At 50.9% G+C, this 22,039-nt stretch carries 17 protein-coding genes and 1 riboswitch; of the genes, 6 read left to right on the top strand and 11 right to left on the bottom strand.

Going from position 1 to position 22,039, the window contains the following annotated elements; translation table 11 throughout:
• Nucleotides 1-96 precede the first annotated feature (96 nt).
• On the top strand, nt 97-1,167 hold the full coding sequence (locus tag BLQ36_RS07840; RefSeq protein ID WP_074515081.1) for a M24 family metallopeptidase: 1,071 nt from the start codon (nt 97-99) through the stop codon (nt 1,165-1,167).
• A 145-nt stretch (nt 1,168-1,312) separates the two neighbouring features.
• On the opposite strand, the gene BLQ36_RS07835 is transcribed toward BLQ36_RS07840, so the two are convergent.
• Nucleotides 1,313-2,167, bottom strand: a complete 855-nt coding sequence (locus tag BLQ36_RS07835) for a Cof-type HAD-IIB family hydrolase (RefSeq protein WP_074515080.1) — start codon at nt 2,165-2,167, stop codon at nt 1,313-1,315.
• Between the two features lie 164 nt (nt 2,168-2,331).
• Here BLQ36_RS07835 and BLQ36_RS07830 point away from each other — a divergent pair, with 164 nt between their 5' ends.
• Together BLQ36_RS07830 and BLQ36_RS07825 are read left to right on the top strand one after the other, a co-directional pair.
• A complete protein-coding gene (locus BLQ36_RS07830) occupies nt 2,332-2,742 on the top strand; it encodes a hemerythrin domain-containing protein (protein WP_074515079.1) in 411 nt (136 codons plus the stop codon).
• 113 nt (nt 2,743-2,855) lie between these two features.
• Nucleotides 2,856-3,293: a hypothetical protein gene (locus BLQ36_RS07825; protein ID WP_074515078.1), complete on the top strand. Its 438-nt coding sequence runs from the start codon at nt 2,856-2,858 to the stop codon at nt 3,291-3,293.
• A 116-nt stretch (nt 3,294-3,409) separates the two neighbouring features.
• Here the strand turns inward: BLQ36_RS07825 and BLQ36_RS07820 are convergent, their stop codons facing one another.
• The 7 genes from BLQ36_RS07820 to BLQ36_RS07790 all read right to left on the bottom strand — a co-directional run bounded on the left by BLQ36_RS07820 (nt 3,410) and on the right by BLQ36_RS07790 (nt 12,387).
• On the bottom strand, nt 3,410-5,746 hold the full coding sequence (locus BLQ36_RS07820) for an FAD-dependent oxidoreductase (protein WP_074515077.1): 2,337 nt from the start codon (nt 5,744-5,746) through the stop codon (nt 3,410-3,412).
• Nucleotides 5,747-5,773: 27 nt separating this feature from the next.
• Entirely contained in the window at nt 5,774-7,405 is a 1,632-nt protein-coding gene (locus BLQ36_RS07815) for a glutamate synthase-related protein (RefSeq protein WP_033170591.1), read from the bottom strand.
• Entirely contained in the window at nt 7,393-8,499 is a 1,107-nt protein-coding gene (locus BLQ36_RS07810) for a class II glutamine amidotransferase (protein WP_074515076.1), read from the bottom strand. Before BLQ36_RS07810 ends, BLQ36_RS07815 begins: the two co-directional genes overlap by 13 nt.
• Nucleotides 8,500-8,916: 417 nt before the next feature.
• Nucleotides 8,917-9,882 carry a M23 family metallopeptidase gene (locus BLQ36_RS07805; RefSeq protein ID WP_074515075.1) on the bottom strand — a complete coding sequence of 322 codons (966 nt, stop codon included), beginning with the start codon at nt 9,880-9,882 and terminating at the stop codon, nt 8,917-8,919.
• 143 nt (nt 9,883-10,025) lie between these two features.
• On the bottom strand, nt 10,026-10,535 hold the full coding sequence (locus tag BLQ36_RS07800) for a DUF4446 family protein (RefSeq protein WP_074515074.1): 510 nt from the start codon (nt 10,533-10,535) through the stop codon (nt 10,026-10,028).
• A gap of 141 nt (nt 10,536-10,676) precedes the next feature.
• On the bottom strand, nt 10,677-11,627 hold the full coding sequence (locus BLQ36_RS07795) for a ParB/RepB/Spo0J family partition protein (protein WP_074515073.1): 951 nt from the start codon (nt 11,625-11,627) through the stop codon (nt 10,677-10,679).
• The gene (locus tag BLQ36_RS07790) at nt 11,617-12,387 is read right to left on the bottom strand and encodes a ParA family protein (protein WP_074515072.1); all 771 of its coding nucleotides are present in this window, start codon (nt 12,385-12,387) and stop codon (nt 11,617-11,619) included. The genes BLQ36_RS07795 and BLQ36_RS07790 overlap by 11 nt, the downstream gene beginning before the upstream one ends.
• A 234-nt stretch (nt 12,388-12,621) precedes the next feature.
• Between BLQ36_RS07790 and BLQ36_RS07785 the strand changes: the two genes are divergently transcribed.
• Both BLQ36_RS07785 and BLQ36_RS07780 read left to right on the top strand, forming a co-directional pair.
• Nucleotides 12,622-13,302, top strand: coding sequence for a vitamin B12 dependent-methionine synthase activation domain-containing protein (locus BLQ36_RS07785; protein ID WP_074515071.1), 681 nt, complete (start codon nt 12,622-12,624; stop codon nt 13,300-13,302).
• 14 nt (nt 13,303-13,316) lie between these two features.
• Nucleotides 13,317-15,689 carry a homocysteine S-methyltransferase family protein gene (locus tag BLQ36_RS07780; RefSeq protein ID WP_074515070.1) on the top strand — a complete coding sequence of 791 codons (2,373 nt, stop codon included), beginning with the start codon at nt 13,317-13,319 and terminating at the stop codon, nt 15,687-15,689.
• Nucleotides 15,690-15,894: 205 nt separating this feature from the next.
• Here the strand turns inward: BLQ36_RS07780 and pfkA are convergent, their stop codons facing one another.
• The gene (gene pfkA / locus BLQ36_RS07775) at nt 15,895-16,857 is read right to left on the bottom strand and encodes a 6-phosphofructokinase (RefSeq protein WP_074515069.1); all 963 of its coding nucleotides are present in this window, start codon (nt 16,855-16,857) and stop codon (nt 15,895-15,897) included.
• Between the two features lie 204 nt (nt 16,858-17,061).
• A riboswitch (ZMP/ZTP riboswitch) is annotated at nt 17,062-17,138 on the top strand.
• Between the two features lie 52 nt (nt 17,139-17,190).
• Here pfkA and BLQ36_RS07770 point away from each other — a divergent pair.
• Nucleotides 17,191-18,363, top strand: a complete 1,173-nt coding sequence (locus BLQ36_RS07770) for a phosphoribosylaminoimidazolecarboxamide formyltransferase (protein WP_074515068.1) — start codon at nt 17,191-17,193, stop codon at nt 18,361-18,363.
• Between the two features lie 90 nt (nt 18,364-18,453).
• On the opposite strand, the gene BLQ36_RS07765 is transcribed toward BLQ36_RS07770, so the two are convergent.
• A complete protein-coding gene (locus tag BLQ36_RS07765; protein ID WP_074515067.1) occupies nt 18,454-20,604 on the bottom strand; it encodes a putative bifunctional diguanylate cyclase/phosphodiesterase in 2,151 nt (716 codons plus the stop codon).
• 129 nt (nt 20,605-20,733) lie between these two features.
• Nucleotides 20,734-21,474, bottom strand: a complete 741-nt coding sequence (locus BLQ36_RS07760; RefSeq protein ID WP_074515066.1) for a hypothetical protein — start codon at nt 21,472-21,474, stop codon at nt 20,734-20,736.
• Nucleotides 21,475-22,039: the final 565 nt, after the last annotated feature.

Raw genomic sequence — 22,039 nt, 5'->3', positions numbered from 1 at the left:
TTAAAAAACAGCAACTCCCTGGCGGATACCAGCATGACGCCTCATTGACAAAGTAGTATAATGAGACCGTATCATATTCGAAAGGACGATAAAACTATGAATCATCGCATTGAATGCGTCATCAAAAATATGGAGTCCTTGGGACTTTCCCAGCTCCTCGTATCAGACCCGATGAGTATCCGCTATCTCACAGGTATCTATGTAGAACCCTTCGAACGGCTCTACGCCTTCCTCATCCGCAGCGATGGAAAGCATACCTTTTTCCTGAACCATCTCTTCTCCGTTGCAGAAACGGGCTATAACGAAGTTCGCTTCAGCGATATGGATGACCAGATTGCCCTGCTGGCCGCCCATATCCAAAAGGGAAAACTGGGCATCGACAAGACCTTCACCGCCCGCTTTTTGATTCCTCTGCTAGAGCGCACGGGTGTCACCCCGGTACTGGCTTCCCAGGCCGTCGATGACTGCCGTGCCATAAAAGACGAAGCGGAATTAGCCCTGATGCGAACTGCTTCCCGCATCAACGACAAAGTCATAACTCAGGCCTTTGCCCACGCGAAGGCTGGCATGACCGAAAAGGAACTGGCGGACTTCATCGATAAAACCTTCCTGGCCGAAGGTGCCTCAGGGCCCAGTTTTCCCACCATTGTCTCTGTGGGTGCCAATGCCGCCGACCCACACCACGAGCCCGATGACACGACCATAAAAGACGGCGAATGCGTGCTCATCGATATGGGCTGTGTTTATAAGGGCTACTGCTCCGATATGACCCGAACCTTTGTAATCGGTGAGCCTGCCGACGCAGAATTTACCAAGGTACACGACCTGGTCCGCCAGGCCAACGAAAAAGCTGAAGCCATCATCCGCCCCGGCATCCCCTTAGCAGCCATCGATGCAGCCGCCCGGGATTTTCTGGCGGAAAATGGCTACGAAAAAGAATTCAACCACCGCCTCGGCCACTTCATCGGCCAAACCGACCACGAACAGGGCGACGTGAGCGCCACCAATGAAAACCTGACCGTACCCGGCATGGTCTTTTCCATCGAACCCGGTGTATACCTGCCGGACCGCTTCGGCGTCCGCATTGAAGACCTCGTTATCGTCACCGATGACGGCTGTGAAATCCTCAATCACGTCGAGAAAAAACTACAAAAAATCGCCCACTGAAAAACAGGCTGTGAAAACCTCGCTCTACCAACATTTGGTACAAGGTCTTCACAGCCTGTTTATTATCTTCCTTCCACTGCTCAACGCTTAGGAATCATTTCTCGTCATTCCACGATGCTTGCAATTGGAGGTCACTACATATTATCTAAGATAGGTTCACTTTTCCAAAACATTTTGGACATAGCATCCCCTCCTCACAGCTGGCAAAGATTTCCTGTTCCAGGAACTTCGCCAGTCCGTCTTCGGCATTAGATGCGGTGATATCGGTTGCCAATTTCTTGATATCGTCCGGAGCATTTCCCATGGCAACACTGCGGCCTGTGAGAGCCAGCATCTCCGTATCGTTATAATTATCCCCAAAAGAAAGCGATTCCTCCGCGCGGAAACCAAAATGCTTTAACATCACTTCAATGCCGCTGGCCTTCGATACGGAGACATCCATGATTTCCAGTAAAAATGCTGCCGAGCGGACTACATGGAACATTGGGAAGCGCGCCGAAAGCTCCCGCTCCGCCCGCTCACAAAGTTCTGGTTCGGCCATCAGCAGAATCTTATGAGGTACTTCCCCCGCCGCCAGCCGTTCTTCAAAGCTGGCATTCTGCGGCTGTGCCGAGGTGATACGCACCTCCGTCTGAACACGCGCATTGGTCACATCTTTTACATACCAATGATGACCAGCATAGTAGTTGACTACTGCATCGGAGTATTCCTCTGCCAGCACTTTCAGCAGGCGGGCAGTATCCGCCCCAGCCATCGTTACACTGCCAAGCTCTTCCCCCGTCTCCGTGAGTGCCAGCGCCCCGCTATAGCTGATGATGGGAATCTTGATGCCAATTGCATCGGTCAAGGGATAGATTGCCTCCGGCATCCGGGCTGAAACCAGCACCAACGGAATTTCCCTGCCCAAAAGCTTTTTGACGGCCGCCGCGGTCACTGGACTAACCTTGCTGTCCGGCGTCAAAAACGTACCATCAATATCCGAAAATACAATTTTTATCATAGATCCCGCCTCCAACTGTTCTTTTTACTGTAAGTATAATTTCTTTCCTAGGAAAGAACAATTGATATCTGTCACATGTACGCAAAAACGTAACCCTGGTTACATCTTTTTCTCCTCATTTCCGTTAAACTAGCCACGAAATGAAAAAAAAAGGAGTGTTTTCTATGTATCTGGAAATTTTAAAAGACCACCATGCCGGAATCTATGAGCTTATCGATACGATAACCTGCGCCAAGACAGCCAGCGAGGTCACCCAGCAAGCCGACACCATTGCCCGGGCACTCTCCCGCCTGGCAGGCCTTATCTCCATTCATCTGGCCGCCGAAGATAAATTTCTCTATCCCAATCTGAAGAAAAGCGGCCTTGAAAAAGTTCGCGATACCGCTTCCCGCTTTGATCTGGAAATGGGGCATCTGGCGGATACCTTCAAAGGGTACAAGGAAGCCTTCATGACGCCAACCAAAATAAAAAATAATCCCGCTGACTTTCTGCAAGAAACCAAGCAAGTTATCGGTGCCCTGCTGGAGCGCCTTCGCCGCGAAGATAACGAACTGTATCCCCTCGTGGAAGAATAACCTGTCCCCACCCCCTCCTCTCCTCATCCCTTGACAAGCCTTATAACCTCCGTTAAAATATGTAGGATTTCATATCAACCGCTAGTTGTGTATTTTTTTCTGGAGGTTCATTCATGTTGACTATCTTTCAAAAATCTCTGGCTGTGCCACGCTATGTAAAAAAGCTCTTCCTGCTCCTGACCATAACGATCAGCCTGATAGGAACTGGCATTACCACTTGCATGGCGAGTCCCAAGATTGACTTCACATGTACCAAAGTTGATTTGAAGGATTTAGAATCCGGCCTTGTTCATTACGAGGGAGTTCTTTATAACTCCGGGGATGAAGGGGCCTATGTCGAAAGTGGCGAATTTTCCCTTGTGGTCAAAGCCCCTAACGGCTATGTGATTTTCGAAGATACGGCCTTCTACCCGTCTTTGGGCAATGTGTATCTGGCCCCGGGCGAATCGTGCAAAAAGTATCTGGCCTTTCGTAAATGGCATTCGACAACGCCGCCCTATACCGGTGATTTTACCTACCACTGCCAGTACAAAATCAATTGGCATAAATAAAACGATATTCTCTATATCGCTCCCCATCATTAATATATAAGCTTATACCGAAAAACGAGGCCATGAGAATCAACTTCTCATGGCCTCGTTTTGTTGCACGTGAAACAATGAATATTTTACGCTTTTGCTCCCGTCGAATACATAGCGATTTTTTCTGGATTGTCGTTGATGCTCCAGACGCCGCAGGGGCAGACACCCGCGCAGATTCCACAGCCGATGCAGCGATCCGGGTCGGATACGTACTCCCAGCTGCCATCTTCCTTCTGAATACGGGTGATGGCTTTTTCTGGGCAGGATTCCAGACACATCTTGCAGTCACGGCAGGTACCACAGCTTACGCAGCGCGTGTGGTCATCCACCGGGTCACCCAGCAGGCAGTGATGGCATTTGTCAAAATAGGCTTTCGACAGGCGCTCGGCAGGGATCTGCTGCTTCTCAGGGAAGTCCGCAGTCTCTTGGCCCATGACATACTGATCGACATACCAGGCTGCTTTGCGGCCACTGCCGATAGCATCGGTCAGACGGCCTGGTTTAATCGTATCACCAGCGGTGAATACGCCTTTGGCAATGCTCTGGTCTTTCTTGGGTACCAGCCAGCTCTTGCGGAAGAACTCGATTCCCTCGTCTTCCGGCAGGAAGTCAAGCTCCGGTTCCTCACCGATGCTGACGATTACCTGATCGGCCGGGATGAAGCGGCCATCGTTGCCATAAACGCCCTCCGGCGTGATTTTATTCGTAAAGAACGGCCAGACGAGCTTGCCGCCGAGATTTTCGATGTACTCGATTTCATCAGCAAAAGCTGCCGGTTTCTGCACATCGACAGCTACGACCGTCTCCGCGCCCATTTCATAAGCACCACGGCAGGTATCCATACCGGAGTTACCCGCACCGATTACCACGACATGTTTGCCCGTTGCCGGTTTTTCGCCGCGATTGATCGCCTTGAGGTACTCCAGCCCCATCGTGAGGTGTTCTGCTCCTTCCCACGGGAAGAAGCGGGATTTCGTGCCGCCCGTAGCGACAACAACGGCATCGTTTTCCTGGCGCAGGGCCGCAAATTTTTCTTTATCGACTTTGCAGGCCGTGACAAATTCGACGCCAACGCTCTGAATGCGTTTGAGTTCTGCCTCGAGAAGCTCATGCGCCAGACGGCCGCGCGGGATTACCTGCTCGAGCTTACCACCGATGTGGTCCGCATCATCATAGACCGTAACGCTATGGCCTTTGCGCGCAAGCTGCCAAGCCGTCGAGAGACCGGCCACACCACCGCCGATGACGGCAATCTTTTTGCCCGTCTTTACTTTCGGCGGCTCCACCTTCAAGAAGGCGGAACGATAGCCGAGGTCACCGATCTGGATGGGCTCATCAATCGTACCGCGCGTACAGTGATCCATGCAGGGGTTCGGGCAGACCGAACCACAAACCGAACCGGGGAATGGCGTGTACTGCAATTCCAGCTGGAACGCCTCATCGAGCTTGCCCTGACGAATCAGGTCATAGCGGCGCTGCGTCGGGATGCCCGTCGGGCAGTTGAATTCGCACGGTGCGGCGAATTTCGCATTATCCCAGCTCGGCACCCGGAGGCGGTAAAGTCCCGTCGAAAGCGTGTTATGAACAGCAAAATCATCATGAGCAACATCGCTGAAGATACCGCCCTTTACCCAGTCATTCAAACGGAATGCCTTGAGGTCGTGTTTTTTCTTGCCCTTCTTTTCCGCAGCCGTCAGCGGGCGCAGTTTCTTCCACTGGCTCCAATCCGACAGTTCCTGACGCAAGTCTTCGCGCTCGATATGCTGGAGGAATTCATCCATGCCGCCATCGAGGAAGGCAATATCGTCCTCATCCAGATCCAGATATTTGATATCTGCCGGATAGGTATCGATAGTACCGCGTACATAGACCACGCCGCCTACCATACCAACGCAGGCGCGCTCGCCGAGCACCGAGGCGAACTGCTCGCTGTCATAACCACAAACGATTGCACGGCCGCCGCCCATGAACTCAAAGGAGAAGGAACCGACATTCTTGAGAATCCAAAGCTCCGGCTCCTCATAGAGCGGATCGTGTTTCATCAACGAACCCGTACGGGTGCCGCCACGGCCGCCGATGAAAATCTTACCACCGGAAGAACAGTGACCTGCCGTATCACCGGCATCGCCTTTAACCGTAATCGTACCGCCGGAGTTCAGCCAGCCGACATCGGCCGATACGGAACCCTCCGCGATAATCTCCGTGCCCGGCAGGCACATGGAGCCGAGACGCTGCCCGGCATTGGTAACATGGAAGTGCAGCGTCTTGCCTTCCGGATGCCATAATGGACCGCCGATATCATGTTGGCCCGAAGCCTCAATCTCGAACTCGGTCTCGCCCTGCTTTACCGCATCGCCAATGGCGAGCAGCAGGTCCTGAGTGGACATGCGATCATGTCCCTGCATTGTTTCTATCTTAAACATAAGTTATTGCCTCCTGTTACGCCATCGTTAGCATACATACTGGATGCCGAGTTTTTCTGCCACAGCCTTATCCGTCGATACCAGTGCATCACTGCGGCCAATCGGCAGCGAGCTGTTGCCAATCGGTGCCATGAGCTTCTTGAGCTCCGCATCGAAAGCCAGTACATAGTCGACGATTTTCTGTGCGCCGCGATCGATATCGAGGCGTTTCACGAGGCGCGGATCCTGGGAGCAGATACCCATCGGGCATTTACCCGTGTTGCAGGAATTGCAGCGGCCCTGCTCGTTACCAACGCAGCCCAGGAGCTGAATCAATACCTTACCCACGAATACGCCGTTAGCACCAAGGCACATCATCTTGAAGGCATCTGCTGCCGCATTGCCAGTCATGCCGATACCACCACCGCCATAAAGCGGAATCTGGCCCTGCAAGCCCTGTTTGACAGCGGCATTGTAGCAGTCGCGAATCTTGGAAACCACCGGATGGCCCGTGTGGTCAAGGGATACCTCATTGGCTGCACCAGTACCGCCCTGAATACCATCCAGGAAGAAGCCGCCGCAGATTTTGTACGGGTCACGCAGCAGGTTGTTGTATACGGAAACAGAAGTTGCCGAAGCAGCGCACTTGATACCAACGGGAACGCGGAAGCCAAAGGCTGCATTCATGGAAAGGTGCATCTTCTGGACCGATTCCTCGATGGAATACAGGCCCTGATGGTTCGGCGGCGAAGCCAGTGTCGCTTTCGGAACGCCACGGATAGCCTGGACATGCTCGGCTACCTTGGCCTCCGGCAGCAGGCCGCCGTCACCTGGTTTTGCACCCTGACCGATTTTAATGAGGATACCCGCCGGGTCTGTAACCATATGCGGCATTGCCTTGATGATACGGTTCCAGCCAAAGTGACCGGAAGCAATCTGTATAATGAAGTATTTGAGATATTCTGATTCCAAAAGTTTTACCGGCATACCGCCCTCACCAGAGCTCATGCGTACCGGCAGGCCGCATTTCTCATTGAGGTAGCCAACAGCCAGGGCTACAGCTTCCCAAGCACGGGTCGACAGGGCACCGATGGACATATCCGAGAAAATCAGCGGATAAATCCAATCGACTGGCGGCGTATGGCTTGCCTGTACCAGCTTGCCATCCTTGAGCTCAAAGGGAAGCTCTTTAGCGGAAAGGACACGACCAAAGGGCGAACGAATATCGAAGGTATGGCGGGCAGCATCAAGGGACGGGTCCGTCATCTGGGAGATGCGGCCAACAACGATGCTGTCAAGCGTACGCTGGGCATTGAGATTCGTGCGTCCACCGCGTTTGATGGGGCCATTATCCTTTGCCAGCAGCGTGCGGCGGCTGTCCGGATTGCGAACCGGACGAATGGCGTTGTTCGGGCAGATTTTCTCGCACATGCCACAGCCCCGGCAGAAATCCGTGAGGCTTGCCACCTGTTTGATGATGGGGCGCGCGACATGCGTATGCTTCGGTTCGGGCTGACTCCCCTCCGAAATCGTCAAAGACTGGCTCTGCGTAACCACTTTGATGGCCTTGAACGAGCAGCCAGCAACGCAGCTGCCGCACATCGTACAGCGGTCAGCATGATATTCGATTTTCCATGGCAGGTCATTTACTGCCACGTCCTGAGTTTTTACTGCTTCCATCTCTGTACCTCCAGCTCATCGTTGATTACTATGATTTCCCGTTCATTCGGATAAATATCCTTCGTCTGGTCACGATCCGGCATGATTTCATTGATGCCGCAAACCTCCGAAGAGATTGCCAGCATATCATCGGTGCGGCCGATGACAACCGGACGAAGTTTCTTCGAGTCGCAGCAGGTAATCATGCGATTATCCGGCAGCACACCGATGACGGTATTCGGCCCGTTAATCTCAAGATTTGCCAGCGACTGACGGATTGCCGTAAGGACTTCTTTATCCTCCCGCTGTTCAATTTCCTCGAAAGGCAGCGGGGTAATGACATGCTTATAATAGGTAAGCGGCCATTTGAGCTCATGATGTACATAATGAAGGGTATTGAGGAAGCACTGGGAATCGGACTCGAAGCCGATATAACCACGGTGCAGCGATTTCTGGAATTCCTTGTTCTTCGTATAGAAGGTATTCTCACCGTTTGCACAGAGCGTGTATCCCTGCAGGAAGAAAGGATGAGCAGCATACCGAACGATATCGTAGTTGGTATTCTGACGACACTGAGCTACGATGGACTTAGCTGCCAGGCAGCCGTTGTCATCCCAAAGGTGGAAATAGGTAGCAATATCGCGCGGGTCACCGATTTCCTTGAGGGTCAGAACATCCGGCCAGAAGGAATAGACAAAGCCCTCCCCTGCCTCTTCCAGCAGTTTTCTGAGTGCCAGACGGGTATCGAGCAGCAGGTTTTCCTTCTGCTCCTTCGTCATCTTTTCAGCATCCTCCGGATAATCGTAGTTACGGAAAATGTAGTATGGCATAGCCTGAATATCAAGCCCCGGACGTTTATCCGGAATTGGAATCCATTCTGCCAGCTGCACGAAGTTGTGCGCATCCATGTATTCCTCTACAAGCTGGGCACCACGCTGCGTGCAAGCCAGGGATAACAGCGGCTTATCCTTATAATCGGAAAAGATGCCGTACAGGTCCTGCATGACCATGGCAAATCCGGAGTTATCATGCCCTTCCTGCTGCGGAAGCATCAAACGCAGCGCCGTTGATGGCTGAATGGGTACTTTGCTCTTGATTGAACCAATTCTACACATATCCGTCTCTCCTTTGAGATTGTCCTTTGTATATAATACATTGTCCCTATACAATACATTTCGACTGTAATGTATCTCCTATTATAGGAAGACTGTAAACCAATGTCAATATGCATATTCAAGCATAATATTCTGAAAAATACCGTGTTTTCCTTGATTTTGCGCCATCTTAGCCAAAAAACAATATTATAATTATACATTATTGCATAATTATGTATGTATACAGTTTACAGTTTTATCATTTGTTATACTTATTCTGCCAATAAAAAAGCCCTATGCAGTTGTTTGCATAGAGCTTACTCTTATTATTCCCTTTTGTTATGTTATGTATTTTTTTACTGTATACACGCATACAACGCCGTGAAACAATCCCTCTTCGTCCATGAAAGTATACATAATACTTACTTTCAGGGCTTATCAATGAAGGTAAGATGCGGGATTTACCGGCTCACCGCCAATGCGAACCTCGTAGTGAACATGCGGGCCCGTAGAGAATCCCGTACTGCCCATGTAAGCGATAACCTGACCGCGGCGGACATACTGGCCGGGAGTAACCACAACCTGCATCGCATGACCATAGCGGGTCATGATGCCATTGCCATGATCAATATCCACCATATTGCCATAGCCGCCATCATTCCAACCAGCCGTCGTAACGACACCATCAGCAGCCGCCAGGATTGGCGTTCCGGCATCATTTGCAATGTCGATGCCCGGATGGAAGTCTGAACCATTCCAGCGCAGGCCGAAGGGCGAAGTAACCACACCATGTGCCGGCCAGATAGAGGGCGTCGTACTACTGCCCATAAGCGGGTTATAGCCGAGCTTTTCCTGACGTTCTTTGATATGCTGCTGCAAATCCATAAGGGACTCACGGCGCTGGGTAATCCCCTGCTCCACCATGGTGAGTACCTGGCCGATATTGTTCAAATCCGGCTGAACGACTGGGCCGCCCTGACCGTCGTGTTTGCCATCGCCGTTGCCACTGGCATCCGGGTTCTGCTCAGCCGGTGCATTGGCATCCTTCGCCGGAGTCATCCCCGTCATTTGGCGCAGTTCGTTTTCAATCTGTTTCAACTGCTCCATCTCATCCTGCAGGTCATTGGCCTTCTTGGAAAGCTGCAGCAGCTGTTCCTGCTGAATCGTATTGACTTCCCGAAGTTCGCGAATCTCACTTTGCCCACTCTGAGCCGCAAAGGTACTGTATACCGAGTAGCTGAACGCCCCCACAAAGAGCAGCGCACCAACAGCCAGCGAAGCAACCCCAATCTTGAGGTTGCGTTCGGACAAATGGATTTTCTTGACATCGCCGCCATTAGGCGGAATGAATTTAATCGTATACTCCGGTGATTCCTTTATCTCTGGTTTCTTCTCGTCTGCCAAAGTAAAGCCTCCAAACACTTTCAATAAAATAATCCACGGACCTACAAATTCCCTGGATTGCTTCACCAATAAATAAAAAACCTTATGCCATTATAGCATAAGGTTTTTGTTTTTTAAAGGTTTTTCTACTATATAATATACCCTTACTGGGCCTTTGCCATGGCATCGTGCAGGGCCTGTTCCTCTTCCTGCGTCAGCGTGTAAGAGGAAGTTCCGTTCTCAATTGGCTTTACATAACTGCGGGAATCCTCACGGCCAAAGATACTGGACAGTATCACACCGTTATTGTAGGAATCCAGCAAAGCCACCGCATAGCTCAAATCACTGCCCATGTCTTCAAAGGCCCGGAAACGGACAACGCCTACCCGCGTAACCGCAGTCTGGAGCAGTGCATCCATTCGCTTGTTCTCGTTATCGATGCGCTGATTCTCCTCTACCACATGACGAACCTCGTCGATATGCCCCATGAGCAGACGCTCGAGATTCGCACCATCAACGCCAGTCATCATCTTGCGATAGCGCTTCTTCATATAACTGAGCTTCATCGCCTGGTTAATCATAATCCCCAACATAATTACCATAATCACCGCCATAGCGGCAACAATAAACGGCATATTATTCGTCATTATCTTCATGAACTGCTGAATATCCATTGTTTATTGAATGCTCCCTTTCTCTGCTTCCCGTTTCAGGCATCCGATTGTTGCACGTGAAACAAATTTGCGAACCTTTAATCGCAGACCTCTAATATTATAACGCCTTTATTCCGAATTTGCTATAAGCAAATTTTCCCATCACACGGTAAATTTCTGAGATAAAGAGATTTGCCGCAGAGCGTCAATCTTCTTTTTCTTGACCTGTTCTTCCCGCTCAAGAATCAACCCCATGATGCGTTCCAAATCCTCCGGGGAGTAGAACTCAATTTCAATCTTGCTCTTTTTCTTGCCCGGATGAATTTTGACCTGGGTACCAAAAAGATGGGTGAGTTTATCCACGGCATCTGTCAAAAATACATCCTGCTGTTTTTTATCTTTCTGCACAGCCTCCGGTTTATCCTTGAAATAATCCGGATTATCCTGCAATTTCTTTACTAAGGCCTCACATTGACGCGCCGAAAGGTCTTCTGCCTGAATGTATTCGGCGGCTTCCCGCTGCAACTTCTGATTCTCGATGGAAAGCAGCGGTTTTGCCTGTCCCATAGACAGAGCACCATTAGCCACGTAATCCTGTACTTGTGGTTCCAGCTTCAGCAAGCGCAGGAAATTGGCGATATGGGAACGGCTGCGGCCAATTTTCTTGGCCATATCGTCCTGGGTCATGCCGAACTCTTTCATCAAGCGATTATAGGCCTTGGCCTCTTCGATAGCATTCAAGTCTTCGCGCTGGATGTTTTCAATCAGGGCGATTTCACTGACTTCGGCATCGTTGTATTCACGAATCATAGCCGGTACCGTCTTTAATCCAGCCAGTTTGGCAGCCCGCAGGCGGCGCTCACCAGCAATTAATTCATAGCCTGTACCAGGGAGTTTGCGAACCAGCAGCGGCTCTAAGATACCAATCCGCTTCACGGATTCCTTCAGCGTGTCCAATGCCGACTCGTCAAATTCCTGACGGGGCTGGTAGCGATTGGCCTTGATATCCGCTACATTCAGTTCCTGGACTTTATCCTTGGCCGGTGTAAGTTTCGTATCCTTGAGCAGTGCTCCCAGACCTTTGCCCAAGCCACCATGTGCCTTATTTGCCACGAGCAATCACCTCTTTCGCCAATTTCAAGTATACCTCGGCCCCTTTGGAGCGCTTATCGTAGTAGAGAATCGGCTCCCCATAGGACGGGGCCTCTGACAAGCGAACCGTACGCGGAATCATCGTCTTATAGACCGTATCGCCAAAGTTATTGCGCACTTCATCTACCACTTGCTCCGACAGCTTCGTGCGGGAATCAAACATCGTCATAAGAACGCCCTCAACCTCCAGCTGGGGATTGAGATTGCTGCGCACCAGTTCAATTGTATTCATGAGCTGGGATACACCCTCCAGGGCATAAAATTCGCACTGGATTGGCATCAGCACAGAATCGGCAGCTGCCAGGGAATTCAGCGTCAACAGTCCCAAGGATGGCGGGCAGTCGATGATGATGTAATCATAATTTTCCTTTACGCTGTCCAAGGCCTTCTTGAGACGGGTCTCTCGGGAGATAGCCGCCACCAGTTCAACCTCAGCACCAGCCAGTTCGATGTTAGCCGGCAGCACATCCACCTTGAACTCCGTTTTCTGGATGACATCCTGAACGGCCACATTATCAATCAAGACATGATAGATAGTCTGCTCCAACGCCGATTTATCAATACCGTAACCACTGCTGGCATTGCCCTGAGGATCACAGTCCACCAGCAATACTTTTTTCTTCTTTTCGGCCAGGCAGGCTGCCAGATTAACGGATGTGGTCGTCTTGCCGACGCCGCCTTTCTGATTTGCCACCGCAATAATCTTTGTCAACGAATCCACCACTTTCTCTAGGTTAAAAACATTACAGTTTTTCTTGTAAAATCTTGCTGAAATAAGTATAATTGTTACGATAATATTAACTAGATAAACAGTTGTTATTATATGTTTTCAGCAGGAAACTTCGCTTCATTTCACTACTTTATATAATAATATGAAATGACGGAAAAGCCAATGTTTCACGTGAAACATTTCCAAAAAAATATTTCTGCCCAGGTGCGAAAGGATGTGAAGCGAATGCCTATCTACAATGCACCACTATTAGCCATCGATGCCAAAGAAACCAGACGGTATGCCGGCCTGATGAAGGCGGAGAACTTTGACGAAAGCAAAATCGAGGAAGCCTGCCAGGACGCCCGGCTTCTGGCTTCCCCCAAGGGAATCTGGGAAGTTTACGACTACGACTGTGAAAACCAGGAAGTAAAAGCCGCACCAACCTGCATTCTGAAAGGGGTAAAAATTGGCGCCCATCTTGCCGGCTGTGAAAAAGTCATCGCCCTGGCAACAACCGTGGGCGAAACCATCGAAGAAACCGTGACCCAGCGCTTTGAGGAAGGGCAATATGCCTCCTCAGTGCTGCTAGACGCTGCCGCCACTGCGGCCGTAGAACAAGTCGCCGATGCCATGGAAAAGGCCATCCGCCCCAAAGCTGCTGCAAAAGGCTATGGCATGCGCTGGCGGTTCAGCCCCGGCTACGGCGATTGGCCCATCGAGCAGCAGCCGGAACTCATCCGTCTCACCGGTGCGGCCAATATCGGTATTCAACTATCCTCATCGATGATGCTGATTCCCCGAAAAAGCATAACGGCTATAATTGGACTATATAAGGAAGACAAATCAAAACCAGAAGCAGCCGTTACTCACAAAAAAGGCTGTGCAGCCTGTCCGAAAACAGACTGTCCTTCCCGAAAAGTATAAGGAGCGTGACCTTTTTGATTCATATTTTCGACGGTGCTATGGGCACCATGCTTCAAGCCGGTGGACTTGAACCAGGCGGCTGCCCGGAACTCATGAATGTGGAAAATCCGGAAGTCGTAAAAAATATTCACCGTGCCTATATCGAAGCCGGCTCCACCATCATTGAGACCAACACCTTCGGCGCCAGTGCCTTGAAGCTCGACCACTACGGCCTTGCTGATCGGGTAGGCGAACTCAATACCGCAGCGGTAAAAATTGCCAAAGAGGCCGCCGCCGGCCGTGCCAAGGTAGCAGGTTCCATGGGGCCCACAGGCCGTTTTGTCGTCCCCCTAGGGGATTTGGAATTTGAAGCTGCCTATCAGTGTTTTGCCGAACAGGCAAAGGCCTTGGCAGAGGCTGGCGCCGATTACCTGATTATCGAGACCTGCATCGACATCCAGGAAATGCGTGCCGCCCTGCTGGCGGCTAAAGATGTCGCCCCCAACGTCCCCGTTATCTGCCAGCTTTCCTACAGCGAAGATGGCCGCACAGTCACGGGTACTGACCCACAGTCAGCAGCCATTATCCTCGAAGCCATGGGGGCTGATATCATCGGCGTTAACTGTTCGCTGGGACCGGAACAGCTGGTTCCCATTGTCCGCACCCTAGCGGAGAACTGCGATGTGCCGATAAGCGTCCAGCCAAATGCCGGCATGCCTTATCTAGAAAACGGCGAAACGGTCTTTCCGATGGGGCCCGAGGATTTCGGTCGCTGGGGTACAAAACTCCTGGAAGCCGGCGCTACCTTCCTCGGCGGCTGCTGCGGCACCACCCCAGCCCATATTGCCGCCCTGGCCAACACGTTAAAGGGTGCCCGGGAACCCGAACGGGCTAAGCGGCCCAAAAAGCTCTGGCTGGCCAGCCGCAGCAAAGCCGTCTGCATCGACAAAGAACTGCCCACACGCCTCATCGGTGAGCGCATCAATCCCACGGGCCGCAAGAAGCTCGCCGCCGAAATCCGGGAAGGCTCCTTCCTATCGGTAAAAAAAGAAGCCATCAATCAGGTAAAAGCCGGTGCCCACCTGCTGGATGTGAATATGGGCGTCGGCGGCATCGACCAGCCTGCTGCCATGAAACACGCCGTTACGGAAATATCCCAGCTGACTGATGCCCCACTGGCAATCGATACCAGCGATGCCAAGGCTTTGGAAGCCGGTCTTCGCGCTTACCCGGGCCGGGCCCTCATCAACTCGGTCAGTGCCGAAAAGGACCGCATTGCCGAATTTCTGCCGCTGGCGAAAAAATACGGTGCGGCCATCCTCTGCCTGCCTATTACCGATGATGGTGTCCCCAAAACAGCCAAAGCTCGCCTGGAAACCATCCAGGGCATTATCAAGGCCGCTAAGAAGCAGGGACTAGACGATGGCGATTTCCTGCTGGATGCCTTGGTTATGACCATTTCCGCGGATGCCAATGCCTGCCATGAAGTTCTCCGGACTCTGGCCCTCTATCGCCAGGAACTTGGCTATCCTTCCACCATGGGACTTTCCAACATCTCCTTCGGCCTGCCCAACAGACCCCTCATCAACAGCACCTTTTTCACCATGTGTCTAGCGGCAGGCCTCGATGCCCCCATCATGAATCCCTATGACGATTCCATGCAGCAGGCCTTAAAGGCCAGTGCGGCTCTTTTGGGACACGACCCCAATGGCCTGGCCTTCAGCAAAGACGAAGCCAATCTCAGCGTGCCCAAAAAGGCCGCCGTGGCCAAGGAAACCGTCCTGGCCACCCTGCCGGCCATCAAGCAGGCCGTTATCGAGGGCGAAAAAGACGATGTTGCCCCACTGGTCGAAAAGGCCATCCAGGAAGGTCACAGCGCCAACGAAATCACCGAACAGGCCTTGACCGCCGCCATGACGGAAATCGGCGAAGATTTCGGCGCTGGCCGCATGTTCCTGCCACAGGTGCTGCTCTCAGCTGAGACGATGCGCGCAGCCTTCAACAAGCTAAAAGAACTGATTCCGGCCAGTGCCAATGCCGAAAACGGCACCGTAGTCATCGCCACGGTCAAGGGTGATGTCCACGACCTTGGCAAAAACATCACTGGTGCCCTGCTGGCCAACAGCGGCTTCAAACTCATCGATCTCGGCAAAGATGTCGATTCCACGGATATTGTCAAAGCTGCCATAGAAAACAACGCCGACATTGTCGGCCTCTGTGCGCTCATGACCACCACCATGGTCCAAATCGACAAAGTCATCGCTGACCTAAAGGCCGCTGGCTGCAACGCCAAAGTCATGGTCGGCGGCGCTGCGGTCACCCAGGAATACGCTGACAGCGCCGGTGCCGATGCCTATGCCCCCGACGGGGTCAAAGCCGTCGAACTGGCCAAAGGACTCGTAAAATAGCAATCAAAAAGGGAGATGCCCAAACGTGGCATCTCCCTTTTTGACTAGTCAAAAATCACTCAGCAATCGTAATGGTACTTGGAGAAATAGTGGTCTGTGCTCTCATTATACTATACACACAAAGTTTTGTAACTATTTTTTATTTTCTGATAAATAACCACAAATAAAAGGCTGCACGGCTCGTGCAGCCTTAATTATCACGTTTTTAGAACAAAACTTTTGCCAGATGCAAATACTCTGGATCGAGTTTTTTCTTGTTATTGACCGAATCATGCAGGTCGATGGAAACGACGCGGCCCTTGCTGAAGCCGAAAACGATGTCCGAAAGACCGGAGATGAGAGCCAAAGCAGCCTGCTCGCCGAGCTGGCTGGCGCGAACACGGTCGATAACCGACGGCGAGCCCCCACGCTGGATATGGCCCAGTACCGATACACGGGTATCCAGTTCCGTCTTCTGGGCGATGTAATCACCGATTTCCTGACCACTACCAGCACCCTCGGCAACAACGACGAGGATGTAGCGTTTGCCCTTCTGATAAGCAGCCTTCATATCTTCACAGATTTTATCAAGATCGAAGGGGGACTCCGGTACGAGGATATACTCTGCACCGCCAGAAATGCCCGAAACCAGAGCCAGCCAACCAGAGTTGCGGCCCATTACCTCCATGACAATGACGCGGCGATGTGCCGAAGCCGTATCACGGAGCTTGTTGATGGCATCGATGATGGTGTTGGCAGCCGTATCGCAGCCAATCGTATAATCAGAACCCCAGACATCGTTATCAATGGTGCCCGGAAGACCTACGATAGGAATACCGGTCTCCTGGGAAAGCAGGGAAGCACCGCGCAGGGAACCGTCACCACCGATGACGCAAAGGCCCTGAATGCCGCGGTCAACCAGGTGCTGATAGCCCAGCATACGACCTTCCGGCGTCTTCCAACGCTTACAGCGGGCCGTTCCCAGGAACGTACCACCACGCTGGATAATATCGCCAACGTCTTTGGACTGCATCTCAAACATATCTTCTTCAAGCAGACCATGATACCCATCACGGATACCCCAGACTTTAACGCCTTCATAGAGCGCCGTACGAACAACTGCACGAGCTGCTGCGTTCATTCCCGGGCTATCGCCACCGCTGGTCATGACTGCAATGCTTTTTAACATAACTGAAGTCCCCCTTGAATATGAGAAATGTGTAACATAGTACGTCTAGTATAAAACCTTACTATCCCATATCATACCATAAATCTTGCAAATCTAACAGAGGTTTCGTATAGGATTGTTCGCTAAACTGCAATTTTTTGATTACGTGATTCGTTCCCCTTTTCCCCTCTTGACAAACGTGTCTGCTCTATGATAGATTGACAATAGATGCTGTGCAACTGACGGAAGTGGATTACCACAGGGAGCACAGGGAAGAAAAGCCGACCGTCTGGGCGATGCCTGGATTTGTGTCGGCTTTTTTCGTATATGTTTTTAAAAAAGGAGAAACCTGCAATGAATGAAATGGAACTCAAGTATGGCTGCAATCCGAACCAGAAACCAGCTCGTGTCTTCATGGAAAAGGGTGACCTGCCCTTTACGGTCCTCAACGGCAAACCGGGCTATATCAACCTGCTTGATGCAATGAACAGCTGGCAGCTGGTTCAGGAGCTCAAAAAGGCTACGGGCCTGCCGGCAGCCGCTTCCTTCAAGCACGTCAGCCCGGCTGGTGCTGCCGTAGCCGTTCCACTCTCCGAAACACTGCAGAAAACATATTTCGTTGAGGGTATCGAGCTTTCGCCAGTCGCCACGGCCTACATCCGTGCCCGCGGCGCTGACCGCATGTCTTCCTATGGCGATTTTGTTGCCCTGTCCGATGAATGTGATGCCCAGACGGCCTCCTTCCTTAAACGCGAGGTATCCGATGGTATCATTGCACCGTCCTATTCTGAGGCCGCACTGGAGATTCTCAAGACGAAGCGCAAGGGCACGTATCTGGTTCTCCAGATGGACCCAAACTACCAGCCAGAAAAAATCGAGAAAAAACAGGTATTCGGCATTACCTTTGAGCAGCAGCGCAACGAGGTCGAGCTGACAGAGGAATGCCTCAAGGAAATCCCGACGAAAAACAAAGACATCCCGGCAGCAGCGAAACGCGACCTGCTGATTTCCCTGATTACGCTTAAATATACCCAGTCCAATTCCGTCTGCTATGCTAAGGATGGGCAGGCCATTGGCATCGGTGCAGGCCAGCAATCCCGCGTCCACTGTACGCGCCTTGCCGGCAATAAAGCCGATATCTGGTATCTGCGCCAGGCACCACAGGTTCTCTCCCTGCCTTTCCGTGACGATGTCCGCCGCCCGGACCGCGACAATGCCATCGACGTCTATGTTGGTGACGAATACATGGACCTGTTAGGCGGCGACAACTGGAAGCGGGTATTCACCGAAAAACCGCCCATATTCACCCTGGAGGAAAAAAAGGCCTGGCTGGCTACCCAGACTGGCGTCTCCCTTGGCTCTGACGCCTTCTTCCCCTTCGGCGACAACATCGAGCGCGCCCACAAGAGCGGTGTCGCCTACGTCGCCCAAGCTGGCGGTTCCATCCGCGACGACAATGTCATCGAGACCTGTGACAAATACAACATGGCCATGGCGATGACCCACATCCGCCTGTTCCATCACTGATTTTTACCATTTGTTACCCCATTCTTACATTTACATACACATACAAGAAAGAGGAGCAATATCCAGCTGGATATTGCTCCTCTTTCTCATTCAATCCTTTACCTCACCAGGAGATACCTGCATCAACTGGCTGCGGCCATCCATATCCCTTACACAGGAAAGCCAGCACTCCACCCCACCTAATAGGAAAGGTATAATGATATATATCTTCAAAGAAACCTTTCCGTCATCGTTATAGGTATGGAAAAACGCCGTAAAGTGGTCCCGATTTATTTCTTTCTGCCGCTCGATAAGAGACGGCAAATCGTAGAAGCGCATGAAAAGCTCCCGTTCCTCGGCCACGATATACCGTTCCGCATAAAGTTTCAAACTTCCCTCCACCGTGGGATTTTCACAAGTAATGCGATTCTGGTTCTCATCAATATAGATATTTTCGGCATGCCCATCGATGGAAAAAAAATCCACCCGCGAAAAAATCCCCATGATATGGCGGAGTGCAGTATGAAAATCAACGGTCTGGGGATTTTCTGCCGAAAGCATCACGATGACAAAAACAAAAGCATCCACCTTTTTATCTGGATTACTGGCGATATAACGGCAACTTATGTTGCACAGCTTACCGTTCATCGTATAATCCACCGATAACTCTTTACGCAGGCTGCGGCAGCGATTCAGCAGCCGGGCAAACATCCGCTGAAAATGTTCTTTTCCCTGCTGGTAGTATTGAATTTCTTCGTCCAAGCTCTCAAAGCCCTGACTTTTCACATAATCCTGGTAAGCCTGGTTGGTATAGATATAGCGGAAACTGGACAAGGATTCTCCCTGTTCGCAAATCGCCATCGGCGTCGCACTGATGTAGTTCCGCCGCTCCTCAAAGGAAAGAAGTGGCGATATACTCAACAGGTTGATATTGCCGATTTTGCGGAAATAGTCCGAGCTGATAAGCGGTTCAAAGGATAAAGTTGCTTCAGAGCCAGCATAAGAAGCCGCCGCAAGCCGCAAAGGCTGTGGCTTACCAAACAAATAGCCCTGACACAGTTCACAGCCAATATCCTTCAAGAACTGGTACTGTTCCTCTGTTTCTACCCCCTCAGCCAAAGTGTGGATTCCCAACTCCTTAGCCATATTGACCAACGACTTCAGGATAACCTCTGTTTTATGTTTCTTGCCAAAATCCCGCAAAAAACGCATATCAAATTTTATGAGATCGAAGTCATAATCCTTCAGCGTATTCAAGGAAGAATAGCCACTGCCAAAATCATCCATCCATACTTCATAACCGGCTTCCCGGAAACGCATAATCTGCTTGATGATATGGTCATCATCAACGCTGAAAGCCCCTTCGGTGATCTCTATATGCAGCCTGTCGCAGGAAACCTGATATTCCTGGCGGATTCTCTCCACATCAGCAAAAATATCCGTCAGCTGGAAATCCATCCGGGAAAGATTCAGCGAAATCCTAGCTTCCTGCCAACCCTCGCCATGCTCCCGGACCCGGCGGAAATCCTCACAGGCCTCCCGGATTACATACAGATCCAACTTATGGATGAGATGGGCATCCTCCAGTACCTCGATAAACACCCCAGGCGATATCATGCCATACTCCGGGGAATTCCAGCGGGCCAGCGCCTCAAAGCCCATAACCTGCCGCGTCATCGTGCGGATTTCCGGCTGATACCACACCTCAATATCGTGGTGTTCCAGTGCCCGGTAAAAATTGCTCACGATGTAATTCTTGATCCGGATCTTCTTTTCCAAGGCCTCATCAAAAACGCCCCAGCCCTTATCGTAAGTGCCCTTTACGCTTTCACAAGCCAGCTTGGCCCGATCGAGGATCAGCGCCGTATCCTGGATACCGGCCGCTGGCACATAAATTCCCACCTTGACCTCTAAGGCGAGATTCTGATCAAAATCATGAACGGCCTGACGGACGTAGTCGATTCGCCCCTCGATATTCTCGTTTTCCACGGCGGCGACAAAGTGGTCATCGTTTAACCGAGCCAAAATCCCATTGGGAAAGGCGTCCCGCAGAATACCCGCAATGCGCCGCAGGAATTTATTTCCATCTTGAAAGCCATATTTCCGATTATAACCTTTGAAATTCTCTACATCAAAATACAGGAAGGTGATGTTCCCATTGCCTGCATCTTTCAGCAGATAATAGGAATCTTCCATAAAGTACATCATGTTGAACAACCCGGTGACTTCATCGATTTGATTTTTACGAATTACATTCTTCATAATCGCACTCTCATAGCGGACTTATCCACAAATATATCCACAAAACCGTGGATATGTCAATATTTTTGTGGATAAGTTGCGCTTTTATTCCTTAGTTATCCACTTCCTCTGAGAATCTGGCCGAAAATTTTAGAGTGAAATCCTCAGATACTCTTCTACCATGTCACGGACACTCATGCCATTACTGGATTTGCCGCCCAGTCGATTTTTCTTCATATTTTTGACGATGCCATGATAGAGCTCATCTTCCACTGACCCCGGCACCAGATTTTCCCAGTTCTGCATGCTGTAGGGGCGCTCCTTGATGGCGTTATCCGGGCGGCCCGTAACCTCCAGTTCACTCAGGAACTGGATCTGCTGAGTATTCGGACGGACATAGTAATGAGCCAGGAAATACTTCGGCGGATAGCTGTACTCCGCATTCTCATCCGTCTGAACCAGTTTCACCCACACATCCGCGATATACTCATTGCCCGAATGCGGCATGCGAATCCAGCGGGCATTCTTCGTATCCAAATAATAGGTAAACCCATTATCCTTCAATAACTCCACAAAGCGCTTTTCCTCTGGATCTACCTTTTTCTTCTTCTCGTCCTTTTTCGCATTATCTTCATTTTCTTCCTGCGACTTGGATGCCTTTTTTACTTTTTTCTTTTCCTGCTGTTCCTTGAGAGCCTGTTTTTCGCGTGCTTGCTTCATAGCCCGGTCAAAGATTTCCTTAGCCTCCTTTTCTGCTTCCTCTTCGCTCATAGTAGTGGAAGCAGTTGTATTAGTTGCCGTAGCTCCTGCCGAAGCGGCAGCAAACGAAGCACTGACGGAAAAAACCATCAAACCTACACCTAATAACGCAATTTTCTTTTTCCAGTTCATTTTGTCTCCCTACAATCTTTTTGCATAAAAACGTTTCTTATATTATATACATATTCCCTTTACTATTTCGCCCTACTGCCAAAAAATCCCTGCCTATCAAGCAGATGCTAATAATTATTTGACCTAAAAAGGGGCTGTAAAATTACCGTTTGCCGGGGAGTAATACCCAGTTCGTATTCGAGGTAAGTCGCCGGCGGCGGGGGCCCCAGTACCAACGCTCCACCGGTGACAACCCGCTACAAGAAATTTTTGCCTTTTAATTAAGAGTTGGAAAACAGTTAAACGCGCTTCGCTTGGACGAAACTGCTTTTCCAACGAGAACGCCGGCAAAAATTTCTTGCTTCACGCGGAACGTCAAGGCTTCGCTTATGATACTGTGTCCCCCGCCGCCTAGGTTAGAGCCGACACGAAAAAACTACGCTCTCGGAGGACGAAGTACTTCGAACCCCGGCACATCCTCAGCCGCCGCTAGGGGCAGTGCCATAAACGAAGCGTTTGATGGTTTCCGTGAAGAACGAAATTTTTATCCTCACTATCCGTCGAAAAATTGCTACCGTTCAAGCGA

Origin of the sequence: Selenomonas sp. WCT3, assembly GCA_900100835.1 — a bacterium.
Lineage (GTDB): Bacteria > Bacillota > Negativicutes > Selenomonadales > Selenomonadaceae > Selenomonas_A > Selenomonas_A ruminantium_E.
The sequence above is the reverse complement of the archived record's forward strand: the minus strand, read 5'-3'. Positions and strand labels throughout refer to the sequence as shown.

Excerpts from the sequence above, each read along its gene's own strand:
- BLQ36_RS07840 (WP_074515081.1), top strand. The coding sequence starts at position 97 with ATGAATCATCGCATTGAATGCGTCATCAAAAATATGGAGTCCTTGGGA.
- BLQ36_RS07835 (WP_074515080.1), bottom strand. The coding sequence starts at position 2,167 with ATGATAAAAATTGTATTTTCGGATATTGATGGTACGTTTTTGACGCCG.
- BLQ36_RS07830 (WP_074515079.1), top strand. The coding sequence starts at position 2,332 with ATGTATCTGGAAATTTTAAAAGACCACCATGCCGGAATCTATGAGCTT.
- BLQ36_RS07825 (WP_074515078.1), top strand. The coding sequence starts at position 2,856 with ATGTTGACTATCTTTCAAAAATCTCTGGCTGTGCCACGCTATGTAAAA.
- BLQ36_RS07820 (WP_074515077.1), bottom strand. The coding sequence starts at position 5,746 with ATGTTTAAGATAGAAACAATGCAGGGACATGATCGCATGTCCACTCAG.
- BLQ36_RS07815 (WP_033170591.1), bottom strand. The coding sequence starts at position 7,405 with ATGGAAGCAGTAAAAACTCAGGACGTGGCAGTAAATGACCTGCCATGG.
- BLQ36_RS07810 (WP_074515076.1), bottom strand. The coding sequence starts at position 8,499 with ATGTGTAGAATTGGTTCAATCAAGAGCAAAGTACCCATTCAGCCATCA.
- BLQ36_RS07800 (WP_074515074.1), bottom strand. The coding sequence starts at position 10,535 with ATGGATATTCAGCAGTTCATGAAGATAATGACGAATAATATGCCGTTT.
- BLQ36_RS07785 (WP_074515071.1), top strand. The coding sequence starts at position 12,622 with ATGCCTATCTACAATGCACCACTATTAGCCATCGATGCCAAAGAAACC.
- pfkA (WP_074515069.1), bottom strand. The coding sequence starts at position 16,857 with ATGTTAAAAAGCATTGCAGTCATGACCAGCGGTGGCGATAGCCCGGGA.
- BLQ36_RS07770 (WP_074515068.1), top strand. The coding sequence starts at position 17,191 with ATGAATGAAATGGAACTCAAGTATGGCTGCAATCCGAACCAGAAACCA.
- BLQ36_RS07765 (WP_074515067.1), bottom strand. The coding sequence starts at position 20,604 with ATGAAGAATGTAATTCGTAAAAATCAAATCGATGAAGTCACCGGGTTG.
- BLQ36_RS07760 (WP_074515066.1), bottom strand. The coding sequence starts at position 21,474 with ATGAACTGGAAAAAGAAAATTGCGTTATTAGGTGTAGGTTTGATGGTT.